Raw genomic sequence first — 26,239 nt, 5'->3', positions numbered from 1 at the left:
CTCCTGTTTCCGGGCAGCCGGCGACGCGACGCCGGATCGGCGCCGGTCGCGGGCAAGGGGTGGGGGTGGGGGTGGTTCAGCCCTTCACGGCACCGATGACGACGCCCTTGGCGAAGTGCCGCTGGAGCAGGGGGTAGACGAGGCAGATGGGAATCAGGGAGACGACCAGGATGGCCATCTGCAACGACTGCTGCGGTGGGACGACCTCACCGGGCAGGTCGGTGCCGATCTGCGTGTTGTCGACGACGTACGTGCGCAGCACCAGTTGCAGGGGCCACTTCTCGGTCGAGTTGATGTAGAGCACCGCGTTGAAGAAGGCGCTCCAGTACGCCACCGCGTTGAACAGCGCGATGACCGCGATCACCGCCTTGGACAGCGGCAACATGATCCGGGTGAGGATCTGGAGTTCCCCCGCGCCGTCGATCCGTGCCGCGTCGACGATCTCCCGGGGCACCTCCATGAAGAAGGCCCGCATGATGATCACCTGGAAGGCCGAGGTGAGGCCGGGCAGGATCAGCGCCCAGTACGAATCGATCAGCCCGAGTTCCTTCATCAGCAGGTAGTTCGGGATCATGCCGGCGTTGAACAGCATGGTGAAGAGCACCAGCAGCAGGATCGGCCGGTGCCCCCAACTGCCGGGCCGGGACAGCGAGTACGCCAGCAACGCCACCACCGACACCGACAGCGCCGAACCGACCACGGTGATGCCGACCGACACCAGCGTCGCCCTGGTCACCACGCCACCGCGGAAGATCGCCGCGTACGCGTCGAAGGACGGGTTCGTCGGCCACAGCACGTAGCCGCCCGCCTCGGTGATCTGGGCCTGGTCGGCGAGCGAGGTGGCGATGACGGCGACGAACGGCAGCACCACCACGGCACAGCAGAGCAGGAGCACGACGCCCTTGAGGCCGCGTACCGCGAGGTGGGGTTCGGCCGCGCCGTTGACGGTGCGTCGTCGGCGGCCGGGTGCGCCGCCGGGCGGCCGCGACGGCATCGTGCGGCGCTCGGTCGTGGTCACCATTTCGAGTAGATCCCCCTCTCCCCGAACAGGTGCGCGACCTTGTTCGCGCCCAGCACGAGAATCGCGCCGACCAGGCCCTTGACCAGCCCCACCGCCGCCGACACGCCCCAGTTCCCGCCGACGATGCCGCGGTTGTAGACGTACGTGTCGAGCACCTCCGAGGTTTCCAGGCCGACCTGCCCCTGTTGCAGCACGATCTGTTCGAAACCGACGGTGAGCACGTCGCCGAGCTTGAGGATGAGCAGCAGCACGATGACCGACCGGATCGCCGGCAGGGTGACGTGCCAGAGTTGCCGCAGCCGGCCGCCACCGTCGACGGCGACCGACTCGAACAGTTCCAGGTCGACCCGGGAGATCGCGGCGAGGAAGATGATGGTCCCCCAGCCGGCGTCCTTCCAGATCGCCTGCGAGGTGATCAGGGCGAAGAACAACTCCGGGTCGCCGATGATGCTGAGCAGCGGCAGGTCGTGCTGGCGGGCCCAGTTGTTGTAGATGCCGGCGTTGCCCAGCATGTGCTGGAACAGCGCGACCACGATCACCCAGGACATGAAGTGCGGCAGGTAGAGCACCGACTGCACGACGCGTTTGATCCGTTCGCTGAGCAGGCTGTTGAGCAGCAGGGCCAGCCCGATCGGGATCGGGAACACCACGACGATCTGGAGGAACGAGATGATCAGCGTGTTCTTCAGGGCGTTGAGGAACGCCGGATCCCCGTTGAAGATCACCTCGAAGTTGGCGAACCCGACCCACGGCGACTCGGCGATGGTCAGGTACGGCTGGTAGTCCTTGAACGCGATGACGTTGCCCAGCATCGGCACGTACTGGAACAGCAGTACCAGCGTGACGCCGGGCAGCGCGAGCAGGAGCAGGAAGCGGTCCCGCTTGAAACGCTGCCAGCGGGTGTTGCGCCTGGCCGGCGCGCTGGTAGCCATACTGCCTCCGATCCGAGTTCCGCTGGGGGTGGGGCGAGACGCCGCGACCGGCTCCTACTTCTGGTCGGCGAGCGCCTTCTCGTACTCGCCACGGATCTGGTCCCCGCCGGCGGCCTTCCACTGGGCGACCGCGTCGTCCCAGGCGCTGATCGGCTTCCGACCGGCCACGATGTCCAGCTCCGCGGTGTCAATGATCTTGAGCAGTTCGCCGGACTTGCTGACCGAGGTCTCCGAGTTCAGCCCCTCGGTCGGGTTACGCAACAGGTTCGGCACCACCTTCTCCTGGTACGCGCGCTGCGCGTCGACCCGGGTACGGTCGGCGGGTCCGAGCACGTGCGGCGAGTCGGCGACGTACTCCAGCGGGAGCTTGACCTCGACGTTGCCCAGGTCGGTGCGGACCGGCACGTCGTCCTGCCAGGTGTAGTGCCGACCCTCGACGCCGAACTTGCGGAACATGTACTCGCTGGTGCCCAGCGGCGCCGCCAGCCAGTCGGCCAGCCGCAGCAGCTTCCCCAACCGGTCCTTGTCGGTCTTGCGGAACGCGGTCAGGGCGAACGTCGGCGTGCCCGCCCGGTGCACCGGCTTGCCACCGTCGAAGCCGGGGGCGGGAATCCCGCCGACCTGCACCGGGTACGTGTCGGCGAGGATGTCCCAGGCCGCGTAGCCGTCGGAGTTCAGCGCGATGGTGCCGTTGCCGAACAGGTCGCGCAGTTGCAGCCGGCCCCCGATCGCGTCCGGGTGGAAGACCCCGGCCTTGTACATCTCGGCGACCCGGGCGACCGCCTCCTTGCGCTGCGGGGTCTCGATCTCCGAGACGAACCGGCCGCCCTCCTCCCGCCAGGCGTTCGGCACGCCGAGCATGTTGCCGACGAAGGTGATGACTCCCTTGGCGCTGCCGAACGCCCACCGGTTCGCCCGCGCGTCGGTCAGGCCCCGCGCCAACGCCAGGAACTCGGCGTAGCTACCCGGTGCCGGGTTCAGGCCCCGCTGGGCGATCAGGTCGGTCCGACCGAACATGATCGTCCCCACCACCGACCGGGAGATCGGCACCGCGAAGATCCCCCCGCCGTACGCGGTCGACAGCCACGAGTCGCGGGGGATGTTCGCCAGGAACGGGAAGTCGGCGGCGGCCGAACCGGCGAGGAGGTCCGACAGGTCCGCGCAGAGCCGGGTGAGCACGTCGGCCCGGCGGGCCAGCCGGGCGGAGATCAGGATGATGTCGGGCAGGTCGCCGCTGGCGAGCGTGGTCGACAGCTTGTTCAGGTAGTCGGCCGACGGGGTCATGGTGATGTCCAGGTTCGCCCCGACCCGGTTGTTCAGCTCCTGCCAGTACTGGTTGCTGCCGGCGGCCGGCGGCACCGGGTTGAACATGTTGGTCAGGATCCGGACGTCGCCGAGCCCGGCCGCCGGCTTGCCGTCGAACGCGTTGACCAGCTGCCGGGGGTACCGGTAATAGCCGGCCATCACCCCTTCGGGGGTCGGCGGCAGATCCGGGCGGACCAGTTGCGACGGCACGTAGTCCGGCAGCACGGCGCTCTTCGCGCCGTCCGGCGCGCTCGACGACGTCGAGCCGCTGCATCCGGCGAGTGCGCCGGCACCGGCCAGGGTGACCGCGGCACCACCGGCCATGGTCAGGAACCGGCGTCTGGTCAGGCTGTGGTCATACATGGTCCACGCTCCGATCTGGTGCGGTGGTGGACGGGGCCGGCTCGGCCGCGTCGAGGGGGTACAGGATCAGGGAAACGACCTGCCACGCGCCGAGGCGGACCGGGACCGCGCCGCCCGGATCCGCCGGGCAGGCCGCGATCACGCGTTCGTCGGCGTGACACCGCACGGCTGGCGCGGCCGGCCCGGCCGGATGCCGTACGGAGAACTCGCTGGCCCGGCCGGACAGGTCCTGGAGCCGGAGCAGCAGCCCGGCCCCGGCCCGCGCCGGCGCGACGCTGGCGTGCACGTGCTCGGGCAACCCCAGGTCGAGCAGGCTGCCGGCGGGTCGGTGCAGTGGCCGGGGCTCGACGTCGAACTTGTCGAGCCGGGTCACCTCGGAGACCGCGGGGGCGGCGCGTACCTCCCGACCGAACCGGCCGGCGGCCACCGGATCGGGCCTGGGCAGCGGGGTGAACGCGTAGCGCAGCCGCAGCCGCCCGTCCTGCTCCGGCGGGGTGTTGGTCGGCCAGTAGTTGTTCAGCACCCAGGAGAAGACCGCGCCGCCGGCCGGGGTGAACCGTTCGTGCCAGTGCCCGCGCACGATGTCCCCGGCGGTGAACAGCGGGGCGTGGGCGGAGGTCCAGGCCACCGCGGGCCCGTCGGCGCCGTCCTGCACGAGCACCCCGTAGGCGGTGGTGAACCAGTCGTGGCAGGCGCCGGGCGCGTGGTCGGTGGCCGGGTCGATCCAGCCCTGCTGCCGGTCGTACCGGAACGTCGGGTCGGCGGCGGCGAAGGGGAACGCCACGTACACCGACTCCTTGGCCAGCACCCGCCGCTTGTCGAGGTCGACCAGCACGTCGACCCGGTCGTCGGTGTCGCGCAGCAGCACGTCGACCTCGATCCGGGGCAGGCTCGGCGCGTCGCCGACGGTCCGCAGCCGCCAGCCGTCGTACGTGCGGCGCAGCCCGACCGGCCGCATCGTCGCCGGCAGCACCGTCAGGTCCGGCAGGTTCCGGTCCGGGCGTCGACCGAGCAGGGTGCTGCGCGGGTAGGGGTCATGGTGGTGCGGCTGCCCGCTGTGCGGATGGTGATGCGGCTGCCCACCGTGCGCGCTGCCGTCGGCAGTCGACGCCGCGCCGCCGCCGCCGGCGGCCGACGCCGCGCTGCCGTCGCCACGGGTCAGCGTCTCGGGGCCGTCGAGCACGTACAGCACCTGCCCGAGGGTCCACCGCGTGGTGTCCAGCAGGTCCCGGCCGGTGGCCCGGTGCCGCAGCCCGCGTACCGCGCCGGTCCGGGGGTCGAGGGTGACCTCCCAGCGGGCGGTGACCAGCGTCGGCGGCACCGGACGCCAGCCGTCCGCCGGCTCGACCGCGTTCGGCCCGCCGCCCGGGGTGCCGGCCTCCTCGCCCGGCGACAGCGTCCGGGCGGCGTCCATCGGCAGCGCCCGGTAGCCGAAGGCGGGCACGTCCGGCACGGTCACCCGCAGCGTCCGCAGCCCGTTGCACTCGGCCAGCACCTCGACCGGCAGTGGCCCGTCCGGACCGACCGGGTCGGCCCGGACGGTCTCCACCCGCACCTCGATGTCCCGCCGCCAGCCCAGCGGATTGTGCACCAGCAGGGTCGGGCCGTCGGTGCTGACCAGCTCCCCGAGCTGGCTCAGGGCCCGGCGGACCTCGTCGAGCGCGCCCCGGTACGCGCCGTGCACCTGGTGCCGTTTCCAGTCCAGTTGGTCGTCGACCTGCTGCCCGTGCGGGTGGGCGGTGCCGTGCGCCCAGGTCCAGGTGTGTTCGCAGCCGTAGAGCGCGCCCTCCCAGGCGGCGTCCAGCGCGGCCCGGTTCGGCCGGTAGGCCGGGTCGACCAGCCCGACCAGGGCGGCGAGCCCTTCGGCGGTCGGCAGCAGCGCCTGCACCCGGCGGTGCTCGGCGGTGACCGCCGCGCCGGTGCCCACGCCGTCCTCCCAGTAGCTGCCGCCGTCGCCCCGCCACACCGGCAGCCGGTCGGCCAGCGGCCGGACGGTGGCGAGGTACTCCTCCATGGTGGAGACCCGGATCCTCGGGTACGCGTACCGGGCGTTCCACCGGGCGGCGAATCCGGCGTCGCCGTCGGCCAGGTCCTCGTTGTCGGCGTGGGTGCCGATCACCGCGAGGTCGGTCGGCAGGTAGTCGGGCCGGTCGTAGCGGGCCAGCAGCCGGGGCAGGGCGTGCGCGCCGCCGACGATCGTCTGCGGGTCGCCGACCATGAACCGCAGCTGGGAGTACGTGTCGGAGAAGTGGGTCAGCACCCGGGCCCCGTCGACGCCCTCCCACAGCACCGGGCTGGCCAGGTGTTGCAGGTCGCTGTCGGCGTTGCCGCCACGGTGGTGGTTCTCGATGCCGACGAACGCGTCGATGCCCAGCGCCCGCAGCATCGACGGCACGGCCGCGCTGTACGACGGCACGTCGGTCAGGTTCGCGTACGTCACCGGCACCCCGTGGCGTTCCCGGAGCCGGCTGGCCAGGTACGCCGCCCGGTACACCTCCTCCAGCGACGCGATGCCGGACAGGAACAGGCTGTGGAACGCGTTCACGGCCAGCCGGCCGGAGCGCAGCGCGGCCAGCATCCGCTCGGCCCGCTGCGCCGAGCGGGTCGCCAGGTACTGGTCGACGACCAGCGACCCGTCGACGGAGAACGCGAAGCCGGGGTCGTGGTCGAGCGCGTCCAACGCCCGGTCGAGGTTGCGGCTGTGCAGTTCGAGGACCTTGCCCTGCACGTCGGTGTAGCCGACGTCCAGGTGCACGTGCGGGACCAGGTGCAGGGTCCACCGCCGGGCCGCGACCAGGTCGAAGACCCCGGCCGGTACGTCGTCGACGCGCACCTCGGCGGTGGTCGTGTCGAAGACGGGCACCGCGAACCTGACCCGTACCTGGCCGAAGTCGCGGCCGGGACGCCGCAGGTCGAACTCGTAGCGGTGGCCGGCGAGCACGACCCGGGCGAACCGGGGCCAGCCGGGCGTGCCGGCCGGTACCGAGACGGTCAGCTCGACCAGTTCGTGCAGTTCCCCGTCGCGGTCCAGGTACAGCGGGGTGGGGGTGAGGTCGACGTCGATCCCGGCCGGGGGCGGCGCGGTCTGGTCGAGGGTGAGCCGGTGCCAGGTGATGCCGCTGCCGAAGTGGTTGCCGAACTGTTCCCGGTGCCGGCGTCGCTCGCCGTCCGGCGGCTCGACCGGCCCGGTCGCCGCCGCCGGGTCGACGGTGGTGGTGACGGTGACGACGTGGTCGCCCTCGGCCAGCCATTCGGCCGGTAGCGGCACCTCCAGCAGCACGTCACCGGCGATCGGGCCGTGCCGGTAGGTCTCCGACCGGTCCTCGCGGCGCACCGTCGGGTGGAAGAACCCCCGGTGTACGCCGTCGATGTCGATCTCCAGGTCGGGGCAGGGTCCGTGCCCGGCGGCGAACTCCAGCCGCAGCAGCCAGCCGGCGGCGTGGTCGGCGCCGATCCGCACCGGCAGTTCGACGCGGTGCGGCTGCCAACCGGTGGACGCGTTGAGCGGCCCCGGCTGGAAGGCCGGCAGGTCGACGCCGGGTACGGCGAGGGTCAGCGGGAACATCGCCGTCAGTCCAGTCCGGGCAGGCTGAGCACGCTGCCGTGTTCGACCAGGGCGGCGGCCAGTTCGGCGTACCCGTACTCCTGCACCGGTCGGCCGGTGGCGAGCGACTGGGCGGCGAGTTCGCCGCACGCCTCGCCGAGCATCCCGTAGTTGGGTTCCATCCGGGGCGAGGTGTAGCCGACGTGGCTGGCCGAGAAGCAGATGCCGACGGTGATGTTCTCGATCCCGCCGCGCGCCGGGAACAGGCACTCGGCCGGCATCTGGTACAGGTCGACCGGCGGGTTGGTCTCGTCGCCGCTGAGCGTGCCCTCGCCGACGACCGTGTCGTCGCCCTCGGCGTAGTACTGCACCAGATGGCTGTCCATGCCGTACTTCCAGCAGCAGACCGGGCGGGCCTTGGTGTTGTTCGGCTTGAGCAGGTCGTGCTGGGTCAGCACGGTCGCGCCGATCATCCGGCGGGCCTCGCGGATGTAGAGGGCGTGCGGGAAGCCCGGCCCGTACGGGCTGTCCACGAACTCGTCCGGTGGCAGGCCGAAGGTCTGCGCGTCGGCCCGGAACGACTCCGGCAGCGACGGGTCGTTGGCCAGCCAGTAGAGCTGCCCCTGGTGCCAGGCCACCTGCTCGGCGATGATCTCCTCGCGCCGCCGCCAGCTGCCGTCCGGGTAGTCCCAGTTCGCGCCGGGCAGGTCGAAGCCGAAGTAGAGCGCCTGGTTGGTCTGGTACTTGCCGTTGGGCAGCAGCGCGGTGTGCGTGACGATCGACGACAGGCCGGGCAGTCGCCGCTGCCGCAGCAGCTGCCCGAGGTACGTGTACCGGGCCGGGTCGTAGTCGTCCGGCCGGGGGAACGGGATCCGGTCGGCGTTCGTCGACAGCACGCCCCGGAAGTTGTACGCCTGCGTCTTGTCGTCGCCGTCACCGGCGGCGAGGTCCGGCACCGGCCGGACCGGGTACAGGGTGTTCGGGGTGAACCCCCGCTTGCGGTACGCCTGCACCGGTTGGAAGCCGGCGAACGGCTCGTCGTAGGTGGCGCGGGGTTCCCGGCCGAACGTGTACGGCACCCCGGCGGCGGCCATCAGGTCGCCCTCGTACGACGCGTCGATGAAGAACCGGGCCCGACGCCAGCCCCGGGTGGTGCGGACGCCCCGGATCCGCCGGCCGCTGACCTCGACGTCGTCGGGTCCGTGGATCCGCTCGTGCAGCAGCACGGTCGCCTTGGCCTCGTCGAGCAACTGCCGGGAGACCCGCTCGGCGACCTTCGGCTCGAAGCGGTACTCGGGGCCGTCGTGGCCGTACTCCGCGCCGATGCCCGCGAAGAACCGGGTCAGGGTCAGCCCGGCGAGCGCCTCGGCGACGTTCGGTGTGTCGGTCTTGACCAGGCCGCCGGCCACGATGCCGCCGACGTGTCCGGTGGGTTCCAGGATCAGGCTGCTCAGGCCGCGCAGGCGCAGCCGCAGCGCCGCCATGATGCCGGCGAGGCTGGCGCCGTAGATGATGACGTCGTACCCGTCGTCGGCGGGGGTGGGCTCGGGGGTCGGCATGTCCGGCGGGTCCTTTCGGAGCGTCGCGGGTCGCGGCGTTCGGGTTTCACGGCGTTCTGGGGTGGCGGCGTTCTGGGGTGGCGGGCGGGGGTCAGATGGTCCGGGTCACGGCCGGCACGCTGCGCTGGCGCGGCTTGGCCAGGACCGGCGTCGCACCCCTGGCCGCCTGCGACGGTCGCATCCGGCGGATCTCGTCCGGCCAGGCGGTCGGGATGCCGAGGGTGTCGGCCAGCAGGCGCTGCACGTCGGCGGTGCGCTCCGGGGAGTCGGCGACCGCGTGCGGCTCGCTGTGTGCGGTGACGCAGTACGCGGCCAGCGCGCCGACCGCCTCGCCGATGCTCCACTCGACGGGGTGCAGCCGGTAGCAGCCGTTGGTGATGTGCGTGGTGCCGATGTTCTTGTTGGCCGGCAGCAGGTTGCGGACGCGGACCGGGACCAGCGCGCCGAGCGGGATCTGGAACGGGTAGCACTCCAGGTTGACGTAGTTGACGCCGGCGGTGCTCGGGTGCAGGTCGATGTTGTAGTGGCCGATGCCGACCGAGTCGGGGAAGACGACCGCGCCGGCGCCGTCGGGGCGGTCGACCACGGCCACGTGCTGCTCCAGCACGGTGAACCGGGCTTTGATCCGCCGTGATTCCCGGATGTACGCGCTCTTGGCCAGCCCGTCGTCGGTGCCGGTCAGGTCGGGGCGCAGCCGCAGCCCCGGGTACCCGTGTCCGCCGTCCGGGCGGGGCGCCTCGGTCTGCATCCAGTGCAGGTACGACAGCGACAGCTCGCGGCACCGGCGCAGCGCGGTCTGCCGGGCGGCCTGGTCGATGTCCGCGCCGACCAGCGGCGACTCCCAGTAGTCGATGTTGGGCCAGTTGACCAGGGTGATGTCGGTGTCGACCAGGGCGGGGTCGAACTGGCTGCGGGCCCGGATCCGCCGGAAGTGCCACAGGTCCGGCAGGTGCACGCCGTCCAGGTCGCCCTCGAAGATGCGGTTGGTCCGCCCCTTCATGGTGTGGATGTCGATCTTCTCCCAGGACAGCTGCGGTCCGGGCCAGAACGGGTCGACGTGTGTCTTCCAGTGGTCGTACGAGGCCGGCCGGTCGACGACGTGCTCCTCGCCGGGGCGGTACTCCAGCGGGAAGCACCAGGTGATCGCCTGCTGGTCGGTCGGGTCGGCGACCGGCGACGCGTACGGCTCGCCGGTCTCGGCCTGCGACTCGGCGCCGACGACGTGCTCGACGCCGGCCAGGTCCAGCAGGTCGCCGAGTTCGGTGGCGTCGACGACGAACGGCGCGGTGACGGTCGTCCGGGTGCCGGTGCGGCGGTTCTCCAGGGTCACCGCGGTGATCCGGTCGCCGTCGGTGGTCGCGGCGACCGGGACGTGCTCGTACAGCACGCTGATCCGGTCGGCCGAGCGGTAGCCGGCCAGCATCTCGTCGATGACGGCGACGCCGACCCGCGGTTCGTGGCAGAGCCGGCTCACGTTGCCCAGGCCCGGGTTGAGGGTCGGCAGCTCGACGGCGGCCGGCCGCAGCGGGTAGTTGCGCCGGTAGTAGTCCCGGATCCGGGTGCGCAGCTCGTGGTAGCCGGGCGAGGTGTGGCCGGACTCGATCCACGGGTGCTCGTCGGACGGCACCGACTGGGCGGTGAGCTGGCCGCCGAGCCAGTCGGTCTCCTCGGCCAGCACGACCCGCAGCCCGAGCCGGGCGGCGGTCCGCGCGGCGGCGACGCCGCCGAGCCCGCCGCCGACCACGAGTAGGTCGGTGTGCCGTTCGGAGGGATGACCCATGCTGCGCGCTCCTCGCGTCTGCTAATATCTGCTGATCGATTCGCTCCCGATCGATTGCGAGTACGTTACATCTCGCCATCGCCGGAATGTCAAGACGCGCACAGCCAGGAGTTTCGGTGACGATGCGGTAACTTGCGATTAGCTTTTATTAGCGATTCCCAACCGGTCCGCAACATGTTAGAAACGCAGACCATGAAGACCGCACCAGCGCTGCCCGGGTTGCGCTACCACCTCCCGCCGGTCACCGCGCACGACGCCGAGCCGACCCACGCCGACGTCGTCGTCTACGGCGCGACCTCCGGCGGTGTCGCCACGGCCGTGCGCGCCGCCCAGGAGGGGATGTCGGTGCTGCTGCTCGCCTTCGACGACCACCTCGGCGGCATGAGCGCCGCCGGACTCGGCACCACCGACGTCGGCCGCCCGGAGACCGTCGGCGGTCTCGCCCGCCGGTTCTACGCCCAGGTCGCCGCCGCCTACCACGCCCCCGACCCGCACTGGGGCGTCGAGGCGCACGTCGCCGAGGAGATCTTCGCCCGCTGGTTGGGCGACACCGGTGTCCGGGTCCGCCACCGCCAGCACCTCGCCGACGTCACCACGGCCGACGGGCGGATCACCGAGCTACGCACCGACGACGGCAACCGGTACCGGGGCACGGTCTACGTCGACGCGTCGTACGAGGGCGACCTGATGGCCGCGGCCGGCGTGACGTACACGGTCGGCCGGGAATCCCGGGACCGCTACGGCGAACCGCTGGCCGGCGTCCAGTACAGCGACAACCACCAGTTCACCCTCGACGTCGACCCGTGGCGGGAACCGGGCCGCCCGGCCAGCGGGCTGCTGCCCGGCATCAGCGCCGACCCGTACGAGGCGATCGGCACCGGCGACCACCGCGTCCAGGCGTACAACTTCCGGCTGCACGTCACCACCTCCGCCCGCCGGCTGCCGTTCCCCGAACCCGAGGGCTACGACCCCGACCGGTACGAACTGCTGCGCCGCTACGTCGACGCCGGCGGGTACGAGCTGTTCGGCCGCACCACCGAGGTCCGCCCCGGCGTCTTCGACATGAACAACCACGGCGCGGTCTCCTCCGACCACATCGGCGCCAACTACGACTGGCCCGAGGCCGGCTACGCCCGGCGCGAGGAGATCTTCCAGGACCACGTCCGCTACCAGGCGGGCCTGCTGCACTTCATGGCCACCGACCCCCGGCTGCCGGCGGCTGTCCGGGAGGACACCCGGCGCTACGGCCTGGCCCCGGCCGAGTTCACCGGCACCGCCCACTGGCCGCACCAGTTGTACGTGCGGGAGGCCCGACGGATGGTGTCGAGCTACGTCATCACCCAGCACGACGCGTCCGGCCGGATCGCCGCCGCCGACCCGGTCGCCCTCGCCTCCTACGTGATGGACTCGCACAACACCAAGCGGGTACTCGTCGACGGCCGGCCCCGCAACGAGGGCAACGTCCAGCACCCGGTCACCGTGCCGTTCGGCGTGCCGTACCGGTCGATCGTCCCGCAGTCGGACGAGTGCGCGAACCTGCTGGTCACCTGGGCCCTGTCGGCCTCACACGTGGCGTTCTCCTCGGCCCGGATGGAACCGGTGTTCATGATGGTCGGCGAGGCCGCCGGCTACGCCGCCGCCCAGGCCGTCGAGCGCAGGGTTTCGGTACCCGAGGTCGACTATGAGACGCTGCGTAAGGCCCTGCTACGCGGTGGATCGGTGCTGACGTGGCCGCCGTCGGCGTGACCGGAGAGGAAACGGAGTGAGCAATCGACGGGGGCAGACCTCGCGGCAGGCCGACATCGCCCGCGAGGCCGGGGTGTCACAGTCCACCGTGTCCATGGTGCTGCGCGGCGCGGGCGACCTCAGCCGGATCTCACCGGACACCCAACGCCGGGTGCTCGGCGTCGCGCGCCGCCTCGGCTACCGGACGACCACCGCCAACCCGCCACGGGCCGGCGTCGAACGACATGCCGTCGCGCCGTACCTGATGGGCGTGCACACCTTCGAGCCGATCTTCCCCACCAGCGCCGGCGACTACTACTTCGAGTTCCTCCAGGGCATCGAGGAGCAGGCCGGACTCGAAGGCTGCAACCTCGTGCTGTTCACCGCCGCCCGCGACGAGAACGGCGTACGCCGGATCTACCGTGACGGCGTGAACGCGCTGGGCCAGGCGGCCGGCAGCGTCCTGCTCGGCCACCACGCCAACCGCGACGACCTGCTCCGGCTCGCCGAGGACGGCCACCCGTACGTCTACATCGGCCGGCGGGAGATGCCCGGTGTCGACATGTGCTACGTCGGTGGCGACTACCGGTCGGCCACCGGCCGGATCGTCGACGACCTCGTCGCGCTCGGCCACCGTGGCTTCGCCTATCTCGGCGAGACCACCCGACACGAACCCCAGGTGGACCGCTGGGAGGGCTTCGCCGCCGCCCTCGACCGTTTCGGCCTGCCGGTTCCCGCCCCGGCGTTCACCCGTCCCGACCAGCTCACCGCGCAGTGGCTGGACACGGCGGTCGCCGGTGGGGCCACCGCGGTCCTGGTCGAGTCGGTCAGCCTGCTGCGGGTCCTGGCCGCCATGGCCAGCCTCCGGGGGCTGGCCATTCCCGCCGACCTGTCCGTCGTGCTGCTCGTCGACGACCCGGGCGGCGAGTTCGGCCCCAGCCGGTGGGCATCGCTGAACATCCCCCGCAACGCGATGGGCCGGCGGGCCGTACGCATGCTCGCCACCCTGCTCAACGACCCGGCCGGCGACCACGAGCGGCAGGTGCTGCTGCCCTGCGCGCACACCCTGGGCCCGACCACCGCCCCGCCCCGCAGCGCCGTCGGCGATCGCCCGTAGGGAAACCCTTGTCCTTCACCGCTCGTGGCCTTAGGTTGCATTGATGATCCTCAGTGGGGAGTCCCACCCTGATCCTCCTCGGCAGGTCGGCCCCGGTGACCTGCCGCCCGAGGATCTCGGTGGCGTCGCCTACCTGCGCGCGCTCTCCAGGCGGGGGTTCATCACCAGCGCCGCGTTGGCGGCCTCCGGGGTGTCGGCCGCCTTCGCTCTGCTGCCCGGGTCCGCCCAGGCTGCCGGCAGTTATCAACGGCCGTGCGGAAACGTCCGGATCTCGAGCTCCTGGCAGGACCACCGGAACCGGACGCCGCCCTCGGGCGAGCCGGGCACCGACTACGCGGTCGGCACCGGTACCCCCGTGGTGGCCGCGGCGAACGGCACGATCCGTTACGTGAAGACCGACACCTCCACCGCGACCGGACGCGTCGTCGGGATGGCCCATGACGACGGCAACTACACCCGGCACCTGCACCTGTCGAGGATCACCGTCGCCACCGGCCAACGGGTGTCGCGGGGCCAGCCGATCGCCTACTCCGGCGCCTCGGCGTACGGCAGTGACCAGGGTGTCGGACCGCACGTGCACACGAGTCTCTGGCTGAACACCGGCAGCCCGACGAACTTCGCCGCGACGGTGGACTTCGAGAACCACGTCGGGGACGTCGCCAACCCGAACCCGCCCGACCAGGAGGTAGACGAAGTGTTCATCGCGAACGTGAAGGGCAACTGGTACCTCGTGGTCCCCCAGGGCACCGGTAAGCCGCGCGCAGTGGTCCTCGGGGGCGACAGCAACGCCGCCGCTTCCGGCATCCCCGTGCTGAACTTCAGCTGGGACCCGTCGATCAGTGCGCTCAGGGCCGCCGTCGACGGCATCGGCTGAGGCACGCCGCCCCGTCGGGCCGTCCGGAACGGGCCCGGAGCCGTCCGGCTCCGGGCCCGTTCGGGGTGGATCAGGGGCTGGTGCAGGTGAGGGCGCCGGGCGGGGTGGCGCCGTTGCCGGTGGCGGTGAACCCGAAGGTGGTCGTGCCGCTCGGGCTCAGCGTGCCGTTGTAGGGGGCGTTGCCGACGACGACGGTACCGGTGCCGCCGGTGACGGTGCCGTTCCAGAGGCTGCTGATGGCCTGACCGCTGGCCAGGGTCAGCCGCACGGTCCAGCCGTTGAGAGCGCCGGCGCTGGTGTTGGTCACCGTGACCTCACCCTGGAAACCGTCGTTCCAGCTGTTCACCGTGCGGTAGGTGGCGGTGCAGGCGGCCGGCCCGCTGGTCGGCGGCGGGGTGGTCGGGGGCGGCGTGGTGGGCGGGGCAGTGGTCGGCGGCGGGGTGGTCGGCGGCGCTGACGTGGGGGGAGTGGTGGACTGGAACTGGCTGAAGAACCGCCAGATCTCCCCCGAGGTCCAGGTACGGGAGTCGTTCGGGCTGGACGACCCGTCGACCGGGCTGGGGGTGTGGTCCCCGTCGAAAGCGGCCCACTGCACCGGGTAGCCGGCACGGCATCCGGAGTAGACGGTGGTGATGTGGGTGAGGCTGCCCCGGCCCGGCTCCGGCGGGTTCTGCGCGGTGCACCCGTTGTTCCGGACGAAGGTGTCGCGCAGCTGCCGGCCCTGCGAGATGTTCAGCACGCTGTCGTAGATGCCGTGGATGCCGAAGTAGGGGACGGGCTGGGTGCCGCCGTTGCAGCCGCTGAGCTGGGCTCCGGACAGCACGGCGACCGCGCGGATGACGGTGGGCCGGGCACAGGCCACCGCGTAGCTCATCGCCCCGCCGTAGCTCCACCCCAGGGCGAAGCGCTGGGTGGTGTCGACGCAGAGGTCGTTCTCGACCTGCCGGGAGATGTCGTCGAAGAGGGTGAGGTCCCGACCGTTGGTGTTGGCCCAGCCGGCGTTGAGGCCCTGGGGCGCGACGAAGATGGTGCTGTTGTTCGACAGCGGCTGGAGGCCGTAGTAGCCGGCCGAGGCGACGTTGTTCGCCGAGCCGTTCAGCCAGTGGAAGCCGAAGACCAGCCGGTAGGGGCGGTTCCGGTCGTACCCGTCCGGGATCCGCAGGATGTAGCTGCGGCTCTGTCCGCCACTCTGGATCGTACGGTTTCCGCTGGTCAGCGTGGGGGCCTTGCCGCAACCGGCGGTCGCCGCGAGGGTGCCCGGCGTGGCGGCCTCCGCCGCTTCGCCCAACCCGCCGCTGAGCGTGGCCCCGGCGGCGGCCACGAGCAGCATCGCCGCCGCCGCCAGGGCCGGGAGGCCGTATCTACGTCTCGACATCGCATGACTCCTGTCTCCGGTCGTCCGGTCGACCGGCCGGCATGCTCCGGCCGGACCGTACGACGTGCGCGGTTGCCTGCGGGCCACCCGTCGGCACCGGGCGTGCGCGGCCTGCGACGAAGGTCGGAAGCTGGGCATGCGGCGGAGCGACATCGATCGACGACCGCCCGCGATCGCCTGGCGTCGGCACAGTGGCCCGAACTGTCGCCGTCCGGGAGGCGACGGGATCACGGCCCTCACGTGCCTGCACCGGCTGACTGGTGACGGGAGCCTGCCCTTCGCTCCCGGGGTCGAAGATAGCAGGTTATCGATAACATGCTCAACCTTTCGCTGCCTCCGTCCGGTGCCGGTGGCGGCGAGCTGCCCGTTTCGGCGATCGAACCGCAGCGCAGACGACGCGCGGCGACCGGAAGCTGTTATCGGTAACACGTCGCCTGTTATCGGTGACACGTCGTCGCGGACGATGGCCGGCCGGGCGGCCGGCGGCGACGAGCCGTGAAGGGCCACGACGAGCCGTGCGGGCCGTGATGGACGAGCCGCCTACCGGCCGGGGGTCAGGGGGTCCACCGGATGTGCGGGTTGAGCTGTCCGCTCCAGTTGAAGACGGCCATGTGGTCCCAGCCGTTGCCGCTGCCGGTGATGTCCGCCGGGTCCCAACCGTTGCCGGGGACCGCGTACCAGGTGGGCTCCCAGTAGAAGACGCCGACCGCGCCGGCGTTGCGGGCGGTGTTCTGCACGTGGGCGAAGTTCGTCGCCTGCCCCTGCCAGGTCAGCGGGTAGCCGGAGCAGCCGGCGGCCCCGTGGTTGCCGGTGCCGTCCGCGTTGGCGGAGGTGAACGGGTACGCGGTCTCGGCGACGACGACCGGCCTGCCGTAGCGGGTCCGCAGGTCGACGATCACGTCGTACAGGTTGGTCAGTGAGCCGTGCCAGACGCAGTAGTACGACAGCCCGGTGAGGTCCCACTGCACGCCCTGCGCGCGGATACCGTCGTAGAACCAGCGCGCGTTGGCCATGCTGTCGGCGTACGCGGTATGGATCATCACCTGGGTGCCGCTGTTGCACGACTTCGTCGCCTGGTAACCCGCCTTCAGCAACCGCCCCAGGTTGCGGAAGTCGTCGTTGGTCACCCGCCCGTCGTCCCACAGCATGCCCGTGTTGATCTCGTTGCCGATCTGCACGCTGTCCGGGGCGGTGCCCTGCGCCTTCAGGCTGCGGCACACGTCGTAGGTGTGGTCGTGGACGTCGGTGGTGAGCTGGTCGATGCCGTGGCCGGACCAGGCCGCGGGCTTGCCCTGCCGACCGGGGTCGGCCCAGGTGTCGGAGTAGTGGAAGTCGATCAGCAGTTTCAGGCCCCTGGCCTTGACCGTGCGGGCGTACTGGAGGACCTTGTCCCTGTTGTTGTAGCCGCTGCGGGGGTTGTGCCAGACCCGCAGCCGGACGTAGTTGACGCCGACGCCGGTGAGGATGTCGAGCGCGTCCCGCCGGACACCGCTCGCGTCGAGGTACGGCGCGCCCAGGTCGTTGGCGCGTTGCAGGCTGGAGACGTCGGCGCCCAGCATGGTCAGCGGGGCGGCGGAGGCGGGCGCGGCGACGCCGAGTACGGCCGTGGTCACCACCACGACCGCCGACGCCAGCGTTGCCCTCCACCGACGGCTGCGGACGACCATTCCGACCTCCTCGAACCTGGTCCGCCGGCCGGGCCGGGCGCCCGGCGGCCGGTGGACCTGACCTGGTTGGTGTCGCGGGGGGTACCGGCCGGGGGGGTGCCGGCCAGCGGTCACGCACGGTGGGGCCTTCAAGTGACGATAGTAGATGTCCGGGCGATGCTGCGCGTGGTCGCGCGGGGTGTCCGTACGGTCGATGGGCGGAAAGACCACCGGCCGTCACCCACGGTCGGTGCCGGCCGCGCGGGGGAGGGTGACCGCACCGGGTCCGGCGGTGGCGTCTCCCCGGGCCGGTCGGCGGCCTGCGGGCCCGGAATCGTGACGGGTATCGTGGCCGGGCCGGCCGCGGGACTCCGGTGCGACTTCCGGAACCCGCCTCTGAAGCGATGCTTCGCAGTTCGTGCCCCCGATCCCCGGTCGGCCCCATCAGCATGGCGTGGAAGGGTGGGCCGCGGTCGTGTCACGGGCGGATCGGGTCGCGTGCGAGGACGTGGTGATGTTCGTCAACGCCGCGATCGCCGCGACGGGCCAGCGTGAGTTCCGTTCCGGAGCCGCCGCCCAGCGCCTGTCGCTGGCCTTCCTGCACGAGTACGTGCTGGGCAACTACCGTGACCTGTACGCCGCGACGCTGGCCCTGGACGTCAACCACGGCAACACCGCCATGGTCGTGACGAACCTGCTGCGCACCGCGCGGGAGGCGAGCGACCAGCAGCGCGCGACGGAGGGGCGGCTGATCGCGGCGCGGCTGCGGACGTTGCCACCGCAGCGGGTGTACGGCGTTTTCCGCGAGCTGCGCCGGTTGAGGATCAACAACCGCCGTACCCGCGCCATCGTGCGGGACTGGGTGGCGGCCCGGCCCGACCCGGCCTTCGACGCGGTCAAGTACCGCCGGTCGTTGTCGTTCGCCGCCCGCCACGCCCACCTTCCCCTTCCCGGCGAGGTCGGTACGGTGCTGTTCGACTGGCGTCGCCCGAAGCGCTACCAGACACCGATCCTGGAGGCGTGGCGACGCGCCCACTACGAGCAGCGCGCCCTGTACGACCTGCCCTACACCGTCGCCGAGGGCCTGGCCGCCCAGCACGGCATCGACCGGGCCCGGTTCCTGTCCGGCATCGCGCCCAGGCTCACCGACGGCGAACGGCTGCGGCTGCAGGGGGCCGCCGTACGGCACCGGGTCGCGGCGGTCGCCATGGACCTCGCCACCGCACCCCTGACCCGCCTCGCGACCTACGCGCTGTCCCTGCCCCGCCCGGAACGCGCCCGGCGACGCGACGAGCTCACCGGCGCGCTGCGGGCCGCCGCGCGCCGCGCCGCCCGCCGGCAGGCGGGCACCTGGGGCCGGGTGGTGGCCGTCCTCGACGACAGCTACTCCGCCGCCGGCTCCGGCGTGAAGCGCTGCCGCCCGCTCGCCGTCGCCCTGGCCACCCACTATCTGCTGGAGGCCCTCGCCACCGACTACACGGGGCTGTGGCTGCACCACCGCGGCGACCCGCTGCTGGTGCACCCCATCGGCGCCACCGGGCTGGGCGTGCGCCTCGTCGACGCCCTCGAACGCCGCCCCGACCGGCTCGTCATCGTCTCCGACGGCTGGGACAACGACCCACCCGGCCAGGCCGCCGAGGTGCTGCGGGTCTGGCGTACCCGCCTCGACCCCCACCAGGTCACGAGCGTCGTGCACCTCAACCCCGTCTACGACGCCGACACCTTCGACGTACGCCGCCTCGCCGCCGGCGTGGCCACCGTGGGCGTCCGCGACGCCGAGGACGTCGCCGCGCTCGTCGAACTGGCCCGCTTCGCCACCGGCAGCGCCGGCTTCGACGAGCTGCGCCGCCACCTCGCCGACCGGGTCGAGGGGTTCCTCAACGCCGGGCCGGCGGCGTCGTGACGGCCCCCGCCGACGGCATCGACCTGACCGGGCTGACCCCCGGCCCCGCCCAGACGTGGGGCGCGATCCGCCTCGTCCCGCTCCTGCGGCCGGTCCCCATCACCGACCTGCGGCTGCACGCCCGCCTCCACCACCCCGACGACCTGTCGATCGTCCACACCTCGCCACGCACCGCCTACCTCTCGTACGTCCCGCACGCGTTCGTCGCCACCTGGAGCACCGACACCGCCCCGGCCGCCGCGTACGGCACCCAGCTGTGCGGCCCCGCCGACACCGGCGCTCCCACCGGCATCCGGCTGGTGTCGCGCCGCCGGATGGCTCGCCGTGAGGACCGGCAGCGGTTGCGTTTCCTGCCGCTGCACCTGGCCATGGAGGGGTACCTCACGCTGCAGTTCGGCGGCCCGCCGGTCGCCTGGCAGGAATGGACCCGCAACGCGGTCACCCGGGGCCTGTCCCCCCGGGTGGAGGCCAGCTACACCGGTGCCGCCGTCACCGGCCTCGACGACGCGCTGCGCGTCTTCGAGATCCACCCCGACCAGTGCGGCATGATGCTCTACGCCGCCGACGCCCTCGCCGCCGCGTTCGTGGTCCCGCACCCGGACGACTACCGCGCCCTGCACCCCACCCTGTTGCAGGACTTCTACGGCGAACTGCTGTTCCACTACACCCACCTGTATCCCGCCGTACCGGACTTCACGACCCGTCTCGACGACACCCGCATCGCCAGCGTCGCCGACCTGCGTGCCCAGCTGGCCCAGGTGGGCGCCGAGTGGACCGCGTTCCACGCCGGCATGGCCGGTGGGCTGCTCAGCGCCGGGCGACGCACCGTCACCCCGGTACACCGGATGGGTCGGTTCACCCTGTCCCGGTTCCTGCCCGCCTTCGACCCCGAAGCCGAGAACCACATCGGCGAGACCATCACCGACGAGGTCGGCCGGACGGCCTACCTCAAGACGTTCCGGCTGTCGGCCGCCCAGATCCGCCGTGGACACCTGCTGTCCCAACTGGCCGCCACCGACTGGAACCTCGACGCCACCGCCACCGCGCTCCGTACCGACCGCGACGGGCTGATCCGACGACTCGACCGCGCCGGACTCGGCCACCTGCTCCGCCCCGACATCGTCGATTCCAGCCGCAGGCACGCCCGGGAGCCGCGCGGCCGGGCGACGACGGCCGGCCCACCACCGGACCGGAGCCGATGACCGGGTACGACGTCGTACCGGGTGCCCACCTCGCCGGCGACGGGCGGCCGGTCAGAGGCAGGATCCGGGGTCCTCGCTGTCGCCGATGAGCGTGATGAGGAGGTGCCGGAACGCCTGGATCTGGTCGTGGTGGAAGCCGGCGAGCGCGGAGTCCTCGACGGCGGCGCAGGCGTCGGCCACGGTGGCCCGCAGGGCTTCGCCCTCCTCGGTGATGACCGGAATGCGGAGGCGACGATCGCGGGGACTGCTGTGGCGCACGATCAGTCCCCGCTGTTCGAGCCGGTCCAGTTGGCTCATCAGGGTGGTCTTGTCCAGCCCGAGGGATCTGCCCAGGTCGCCCTGCGTCAGGCCCGGGCTTTTCCGGAGCGCGCTCAGCACGATGTAGTCGCGCAGCGTCAGTCCGTGCTTCTCGGCCTTCTCCCCGGTCGCGTGGCGCATGCGTTGGGCCGCGCGGTGCAGCAGCCAGGTGATCTCGGAGTCGACGGTGGGGCCGGGACCTGCGGTCGGGGGTGCGGGGCCGGCGGGCGTCGGCGGTGTCGGGCGGCGCATGCGGGGAGCCTATGCCTTCAGTGCGCAGGGCCGGCGGGCTCCGGCGTCAGTCCGGGGATGCCCTCGTAGGCGCGGAGGTCGTGAGCGGGGACGATGTGCATCGTCCCCTCGAGGGCGATCATGCGCAGCAGATCCTGGCGTACCTGGTGGGGATCGCGGTCGGCGAGCCTGCTCATCAGCCACGGTCGTTCGGCGCGCCGACGGATGCCGTCGAGCTGCCAGGTCAGGTCGCCGATGAAGGCGTACCGCGTGCCGGAGGGCACGGTGACGAAGACGATGACGGATCCGGTCGTGTGGCCCCCCGCGTGGACGATCACCACCGCGCCGTCGCCGTGCACGTCGTGACTGGACGGGAATCCGAGGTACGGCCGGTCGTCGAAGCCGTACTCGTGTATCTCGTGGCCCCGGGACACGTGCCGGAAGACCTTGCCGTCCCAGTGTTCGGCGGCGTGCCGCCGCTCGTGCGCGTTCAGCCAGATCGGCGTGTCGCGGAGGCTGTCCAGACCGCTCGCGTGGTCCCAGTGCGAGTGGGTCAGCACCACGCCGAGCAGGCGGCTGCGGTCGTAGCCGCTGGCGTCGAGCTGCTCGCCCACCGTCCGGCCGACGTGGTGTGCGGAGCGCATGAACCGGGGGAGCATCGCGACGTGTGCCGCGAGGTCGGCGCCGAAGCCCGCGTCGATGAGCAGGTCACCCCTGGGATGTCGCACCAGGATCGCCGACGCGGCGAACTGGCGCTTGTCGCGGAACGATCCGCCGCGCACGGCGAGGGCCGCGGGCGTCTCGTACGTGCCGGTCGGCAGCTGATGGACGGCCATGCCGGCGGGTGGGTCGGCTTCGGGCAGCGGTTGCGTCCAGGCGGGCGGTGCCACGAGGGGCTTCATCACGGCATCGTACGACTCAAGATAGTCTGAGACAAGAATACTTGGCCGGGCGGACCCGTGGGCGGTCACCGCGGTGGTGCCGGGCTCAGTCCGTCGTCCGGTCCGCCCTGGTGGCCTCGAGCACCGTCTCGGCGTGCCCGCCCGGACGTCGTTCACCGGCTGGCGGGCGTCACCGCCCGGACGCCGGGTCGCCGGTGCCGTCCGGGCTGACGCCGAGGCGGTCGCCGATCCGGGCCGGCAGCGGGTAGGCGGCCTCGACCGGAAGGTGGGCCGCTGCCGCCCGTGCGTCGTCGGCGCGGAGCAGGTCCCGGATGTGGTGGACGGTGGGGGTGACGTCGGTGACCGCGACGATCCATTCGTCCACGTACCGGTCGACCGCCTCGCCGGCCAGTCCGACCTGCAACGACCGGTACGGCAGCGGGTCGAGGCGCAGGGTCCGTTCCGGGTCCCACTGCACGCGTACCGGGCTGGTCTTCAGGTGTTGCGACCAGGTCGCCCGGTCGCCGTGCACCGCACGGTCGTAGTGACTGAGGCAGGCCCGTGCCAACGCCCACTCGAAGCCCTGCCGGGTGATGTCGATGGACAGGATCCGCTCCTGCCCCGGCTTGGTGCCCCAACCGCAGCGGTACATCATCCAGCGGAAGGACGGCTTGATCCAGGTCATCCGGTCCCGTTTGAACGGGGCCACGAAGCGGCCGGCCGCCACGGCGGGCAGCGCGATCTGCGGCGAGTACGCCTGGTACACGGTGATCGTGTCGGCCGAGTGGCGGGCACGGATCTGACGGTCGGGAACGGCCACACCCCCGATCCTCGCCGGCCGGGCCCGACCGCTCCACCGGGTTTCGGTGTTCCCGCCGGTGCCGGACGTGGAGCCCCGGCCCTGGTCGACCGGAGCGGTTCGAGATCACCCTGGGTGCCTGCAAGATCACTCCTTGCGGTCGCCGGCGGCGGTTGGTACGGTATCCGAACCGTTAAGCATGTCGATATATCGATGTCTTTGCAGGTGGTGACCTCCGGTCGACCTGCTGCCACACGCCCGAACGCCGGCCGTCTCCGGCTGCGCGGACCCCTGGCCCAGGCATACCGCCGACAGTGACGGAGCGGTCATGACCACCTTGATCATCGGCAACAGTCGCACCTCGGAGATGGTCGGTGACCTCGCGGCACTCACCCCGGCCCAGCTCCGCGCCGGTGGCTGCGTCGCCCAGCGGATGCTCTGGTTCGCCCGGGACGGCGACGTACTGGTACTGCCGTTCGCCCCGCCACCGGAGTACCGGGACTACGTCACCGGCCTCACCGGCACCGACCCCGACACCCTCGCCGTGGTGGTACCGCCACCCGGCCGCCTCGGCACCGAGATCCTCGCCCCGGACCGGCTCACCGACCCCGGCTTCCTGCGCCGGCTCCGGCACGCCCTCGGCGACCAGCCGCCGCACGAGATCCTCGCCGTCTACAAGGACGTCACCGTCACCGGACTCGCCCGCGCGCTCGCCGCCGAGACGGCCCTGCCCGGCTACCCGTTCAGCGCCCAGGCCGGCGACGCGCTGGTCAACAGCAAGGCCGGCTTCCGGGCCCTGGCCGCCGGGGCCGGCGTGCCGATCGCCCCGGGCACCGTGGTCACCCGACCGGAACAGGCGTTGACCGCCGTCACCGACCTCTTCGACCGGGGCCACAGCGTGATGGTGAAGCTGGAGTTCAACGGCGGCGGATACGGCAACGAGATCCTCAGCCGTACCGGCGGGGTCGCGCCGGCCGGCGCGCCACGCGTCGAGGTGCTGCCGGACCGGGCCGCCGTGCTGTCCTACCTGGAACGACGGTGGGAGTGGCTCACCGCCGGCGGCGCGCACCGGCTGGTGGTGGAACGCTTCTTCCCCGACTCGACCACCCTCTACGCCGAGTACCTCGTCGCCGACGAGGGGGCCCGGCTGATCGGGGTGGGTGAGCTGCTGATGGAACCGGTGGCGATCGGCGCGGTGCTGCCCGCCCAGACGATCGGCCCGCAGACCAGGGCCGAACTGCTCGACGGCGCCCAGCGGCTGGTCGAGTCCCTGCGCGTGCTCGGCTACCGGGGCGTGGTCAGCGCCGACGCCATCCACACCCCGGACGGGCCGGTGCTGTTCACCGAGACGAACTGCCGCCTCACCGGCTCCACCCACGTGCACCTGGTGCTCGACGGTCGCGTGGTGGACGCCGACCACCGGGACGAACGCGTCTTCCTGGAACGCTCCGGCTGGGCGGTGCCGTCGTTCCCGGCCGCCGTCGAGCGGCTCGCCGCCGCCGGCCTGGGCTACGACCCGACCAGCCGTACCGGGGTCGTGGTCACCTCGAACGAGGTCGACGCGGACGGTACCGTCACCTGCTGCGCGATCGCCGGGGACCTGGCCGCCGCCGAGGAGATGCACCGCCGGCTGGGCGGACTCGGCCCGGAGAACCTGCGGTGACCCGCGTTCCGGCTGGACGGGCCCGGCCCGGAGGGCGCGTGCCGACCCGCGTTCCGCGGCACGCCCGGACCCGCGACGACGGCGTGGGCACGGGACCCGGCGCTCCGGCCGACCCCCGGTGGCCGCGGTGACCCGGCGGATGCGGGCGGCGGTGCTGCGTCGTCCGGGCGGTCCGGAGGCCCTCCGGGTGGAACACGTCCCCGAACCGTCGGTCGGGCCGGGCGAGAGCCTGATCGACGTGAGCCTCAGCGGGATCAACTTCGACGACCTGGAGCAACGTTCGGGCACCCAACCCGGACTGCCGCTGCCCACGGTGCTCGGACTGGAGGCGGCCGGCCGCCGCCGGACCGACGGCCGCCGGGTGGTCGCGCTGCTGCGCCGGGGCGGCGGGTACGCCGAGGTGGTGGCGGCGCGGGACGCGTACACGGTGGAGATCCCGGCGGGCCTCGACGACGCGCATGCGGTCGGCCTGTTCGAACAGGGCGGCACCGCGTACGGCGCGCTGCTGCTGGCCGGTCGGCTGCGGGCCGGCGAGAGCGTGGCGGTCTCCGCGGCGGCCGGCGGCGTGGGCCACCTGGCGGTGCAGCTCGCCCTGGCGCTCGGCGCGTCCCCGGTGATCGGGCTCGCGTCCACCCCGGCCAAGCGGCGGTTCGTCACGGCGCTCGGCGCGGACGTGGCGCTGGACCCGGCCGACCCGGAACTGGCCGACCGGCTGCGCGAGGCCGCCGGCGGCATCGGGGTCGACGTGTTCGTCGACTCGGTGGGCGGTGCGGTCGCCTCGGCCGGCCTGGCCGCGCTGGCCCCGTTCGGCCGGCTGGTCTGCCTCGGCTGGCGACCCGGACCCGACGCCCCGGCCGGCACCCACCCGCCGGCCGGCACCCATCCGCCGGGCCCGGTCGACCCGGCCGACGCCGGTGTCGTCGCGGTGACCACGGCGCAACTGGCCCACGGCTCCATCGGCTGCGCCGGGTTCTGGATGCGGCACGTCGTCGACCACCGGGACCTGCTGTGCCGCATCGCCGACCGGCTCTTCGCCCTGGCCGCCCAGGGCCGGCTCACCGTGCACGTCGACCGGACGGTGGCGCTGCACGAGGTCGGCGCGGCCCACGCGGCGGTCGCCGCCCGGGCCACCACGGGCAAGGTCCTCGTCGACGTACGCCGGGAGGTGTGATGTTCACCCGGTACTGCCGGTCCATGCTCTGCACCCCGGCGACCGCGTCCGACCGGTACGCCACCTGCCACCGCTCCGGTGCCGACATCTGCCTGGTCGACCTGGAGGACTCGGTGCCGGCACCGGCCAAGGCCGACGCGCGGGCGCGGGCGACGGCGTTCTTCACCGGCGACAGCGCGACCGGTCGCCGGTGCGCCGTCCGGGTCAACGTGATCACCGACCCGGACGGGATGCGGGACCTGCTCGCCCTGCGCGACTACCCGGTGCCGCCGGCCATCGTGCTGGTGCCCAAGGTGGAGTCACCCCGGGACCTCGAGATCGTGGCGCGGCTGCTCCGGCCGGTCCGCCCGGACCTGGAACTGTTCGCGGTGATCGAGACGCCCCGGGGGGTGGAGCACGTCGCGGCGATCGCGGCCACCGCACCCCGGCCCCGGGCGCTGATCTTCGGGTCGGCGGACTACGCCTCGGCCCTCGGTATCCGGCTGAGCTGGGAGCCGCTCCTGCACGCCCGGACCCGCATCGTCAACGCCGCGCGGGCCGCCGACGTCGACGCGATCGACTCACCGACCTTCCAGGTGCGGGACCTGAGCGCGGTACGGCGGGAGGCCGCCCTGGCCCAGGACCTCGGCTTCAGCGGCAAGATCGCCCTGCATCCCCGCCAGGTGGCCGTCATCAACCAGGTCTTCTCACCGGACGCCGAGTCGCTGGCGCAGGCACGGCGGGTGGTGGCCGCCGGGCAGAGCAGCGGCCAGGGCGTCACCACCGTCGACGGCGTGATGGTGGGCCGCCCCTTCTTCGAGGCGTCCCGCCGGCTGCTCGACGAGTTCGACCCGTCCGGCTGACCCCACGTC

Annotated in this window: 19 protein-coding genes; 8 read left to right on the top strand and 11 right to left on the bottom strand. The window is 72.4% G+C overall.

From position 1 onward, the window contains the following. Window positions 1-76: 76 nt before the first annotated feature. The 6 genes from PVK37_RS26125 to PVK37_RS26100 all read right to left on the bottom strand — a co-directional run bounded on the left by PVK37_RS26125 (window position 77) and on the right by PVK37_RS26100 (window position 10,504). On the bottom strand, window positions 77-1,018 hold the full coding sequence (locus tag PVK37_RS26125; protein WP_275030468.1) for a carbohydrate ABC transporter permease: 942 nt from the start codon (window positions 1,016-1,018) through the stop codon (window positions 77-79). Then, window positions 1,015-1,953 (bottom strand): ABC transporter permease, encoded by a 939-nt coding sequence (locus PVK37_RS26120; RefSeq protein WP_275030467.1) that lies wholly within the window; start codon window positions 1,951-1,953, stop codon window positions 1,015-1,017. Before PVK37_RS26120 ends, PVK37_RS26125 begins: the two co-directional genes overlap by 4 nt. Before the next feature lie 54 nt (window positions 1,954-2,007). Beyond that, window positions 2,008-3,621 (bottom strand): extracellular solute-binding protein, encoded by a 1,614-nt coding sequence (locus tag PVK37_RS26115; protein ID WP_275030466.1) that lies wholly within the window; start codon window positions 3,619-3,621, stop codon window positions 2,008-2,010. Then, a complete protein-coding gene (locus PVK37_RS26110) occupies window positions 3,614-7,186 on the bottom strand; it encodes a glycoside hydrolase family 38 N-terminal domain-containing protein (RefSeq protein ID WP_275030465.1) in 3,573 nt (1,190 codons plus the stop codon). Before PVK37_RS26110 ends, PVK37_RS26115 begins: the two co-directional genes overlap by 8 nt. A gap of 5 nt (window positions 7,187-7,191) precedes the next feature. Further along, entirely contained in the window at window positions 7,192-8,724 is a 1,533-nt protein-coding gene (locus PVK37_RS26105; RefSeq protein ID WP_275030464.1) for an FAD-dependent oxidoreductase, read from the bottom strand. Window positions 8,725-8,815: 91 nt separating this feature from the next. After that, window positions 8,816-10,504: an FAD-dependent oxidoreductase gene (locus PVK37_RS26100; RefSeq protein ID WP_275030463.1), complete on the bottom strand. Its 1,689-nt coding sequence runs from the start codon at window positions 10,502-10,504 to the stop codon at window positions 8,816-8,818. Window positions 10,505-10,696: 192 nt separating this feature from the next. Between PVK37_RS26100 and PVK37_RS26095 the strand changes: the two genes are divergently transcribed. The 3 genes from PVK37_RS26095 to PVK37_RS26085 are packed head-to-tail and all read left to right on the top strand — an operon-like array spanning window position 10,697 to window position 14,220. Further along, a complete protein-coding gene (locus tag PVK37_RS26095) occupies window positions 10,697-12,250 on the top strand; it encodes an FAD-dependent oxidoreductase (RefSeq protein WP_275030462.1) in 1,554 nt (517 codons plus the stop codon). A 16-nt stretch (window positions 12,251-12,266) separates the two neighbouring features. After that, window positions 12,267-13,346, top strand: coding sequence for a LacI family DNA-binding transcriptional regulator (locus tag PVK37_RS26090; RefSeq protein ID WP_275030461.1), 1,080 nt, complete (start codon window positions 12,267-12,269; stop codon window positions 13,344-13,346). 43 nt (window positions 13,347-13,389) lie between these two features. Beyond that, on the top strand, window positions 13,390-14,220 hold the full coding sequence (locus PVK37_RS26085; protein WP_275030460.1) for a M23 family metallopeptidase: 831 nt from the start codon (window positions 13,390-13,392) through the stop codon (window positions 14,218-14,220). 70 nt (window positions 14,221-14,290) lie between these two features. Here PVK37_RS26085 and PVK37_RS26080 read toward each other — a convergent pair whose 3' ends face one another. Both PVK37_RS26080 and PVK37_RS26075 read right to left on the bottom strand, forming a co-directional pair. Further along, complete coding sequence (locus PVK37_RS26080) at window positions 14,291-15,595, bottom strand: CE1 family esterase (RefSeq protein ID WP_275030459.1); 1,305 nt, start codon at window positions 15,593-15,595, stop codon at window positions 14,291-14,293. Between the two features lie 554 nt (window positions 15,596-16,149). After that, window positions 16,150-17,262: a glycoside hydrolase family 53 protein gene (locus PVK37_RS26075; protein WP_275030458.1), complete on the bottom strand. Its 1,113-nt coding sequence runs from the start codon at window positions 17,260-17,262 to the stop codon at window positions 16,150-16,152. Between the two features lie 454 nt (window positions 17,263-17,716). Between PVK37_RS26075 and PVK37_RS26070 the strand changes: the two genes are divergently transcribed. Both PVK37_RS26070 and PVK37_RS26065 read left to right on the top strand, forming a co-directional pair. Beyond that, a complete protein-coding gene (locus PVK37_RS26070) occupies window positions 17,717-19,144 on the top strand; it encodes a hypothetical protein (protein ID WP_275030457.1) in 1,428 nt (475 codons plus the stop codon). Beyond that, window positions 19,141-20,346 carry an ARPP-2 domain-containing protein gene (locus tag PVK37_RS26065; RefSeq protein ID WP_275030456.1) on the top strand — a complete coding sequence of 402 codons (1,206 nt, stop codon included), beginning with the start codon at window positions 19,141-19,143 and terminating at the stop codon, window positions 20,344-20,346. Before PVK37_RS26070 ends, PVK37_RS26065 begins: the two co-directional genes overlap by 4 nt. Window positions 20,347-20,397: 51 nt before the next feature. Here PVK37_RS26065 and PVK37_RS26060 read toward each other — a convergent pair whose 3' ends face one another. The 3 genes from PVK37_RS26060 to PVK37_RS26050 all read right to left on the bottom strand — a co-directional run bounded on the left by PVK37_RS26060 (window position 20,398) and on the right by PVK37_RS26050 (window position 22,575). Beyond that, window positions 20,398-20,895 (bottom strand): MarR family winged helix-turn-helix transcriptional regulator, encoded by a 498-nt coding sequence (locus tag PVK37_RS26060; RefSeq protein WP_275030455.1) that lies wholly within the window; start codon window positions 20,893-20,895, stop codon window positions 20,398-20,400. 17 nt (window positions 20,896-20,912) lie between these two features. Then, window positions 20,913-21,776 (bottom strand): MBL fold metallo-hydrolase, encoded by an 864-nt coding sequence (locus PVK37_RS26055; protein WP_275030454.1) that lies wholly within the window; start codon window positions 21,774-21,776, stop codon window positions 20,913-20,915. Between the two features lie 169 nt (window positions 21,777-21,945). Further along, window positions 21,946-22,575 carry a DUF4291 domain-containing protein gene (locus tag PVK37_RS26050; RefSeq protein ID WP_275030453.1) on the bottom strand — a complete coding sequence of 210 codons (630 nt, stop codon included), beginning with the start codon at window positions 22,573-22,575 and terminating at the stop codon, window positions 21,946-21,948. Window positions 22,576-22,882: 307 nt separating this feature from the next. Here PVK37_RS26050 and PVK37_RS26045 point away from each other — a divergent pair, with 307 nt between their 5' ends. The 3 genes from PVK37_RS26045 (at window position 22,883) to PVK37_RS26035 (ending at window position 26,230) form a co-directional block, all read left to right on the top strand. Then, the gene (locus PVK37_RS26045) at window positions 22,883-24,217 is read left to right on the top strand and encodes a preATP grasp domain-containing protein (RefSeq protein WP_275030452.1); all 1,335 of its coding nucleotides are present in this window, start codon (window positions 22,883-22,885) and stop codon (window positions 24,215-24,217) included. Between the two features lie 139 nt (window positions 24,218-24,356). Further along, a complete protein-coding gene (locus PVK37_RS26040; RefSeq protein ID WP_275035232.1) occupies window positions 24,357-25,388 on the top strand; it encodes a quinone oxidoreductase family protein in 1,032 nt (343 codons plus the stop codon). Next, on the top strand, window positions 25,388-26,230 hold the full coding sequence (locus PVK37_RS26035; protein WP_275030451.1) for an HpcH/HpaI aldolase/citrate lyase family protein: 843 nt from the start codon (window positions 25,388-25,390) through the stop codon (window positions 26,228-26,230). Before PVK37_RS26040 ends, PVK37_RS26035 begins: the two co-directional genes overlap by 1 nt. Window positions 26,231-26,239 lie beyond the last annotated feature (9 nt).

The organism is Micromonospora cathayae (assembly GCF_028993575.1).
GTDB classification, from domain to species: domain Bacteria; phylum Actinomycetota; class Actinomycetes; order Mycobacteriales; family Micromonosporaceae; genus Micromonospora; species Micromonospora cathayae.
Note: the sequence above shows the minus strand (reverse complement) of the source record. Positions and strands in the feature narration are given on the sequence as shown.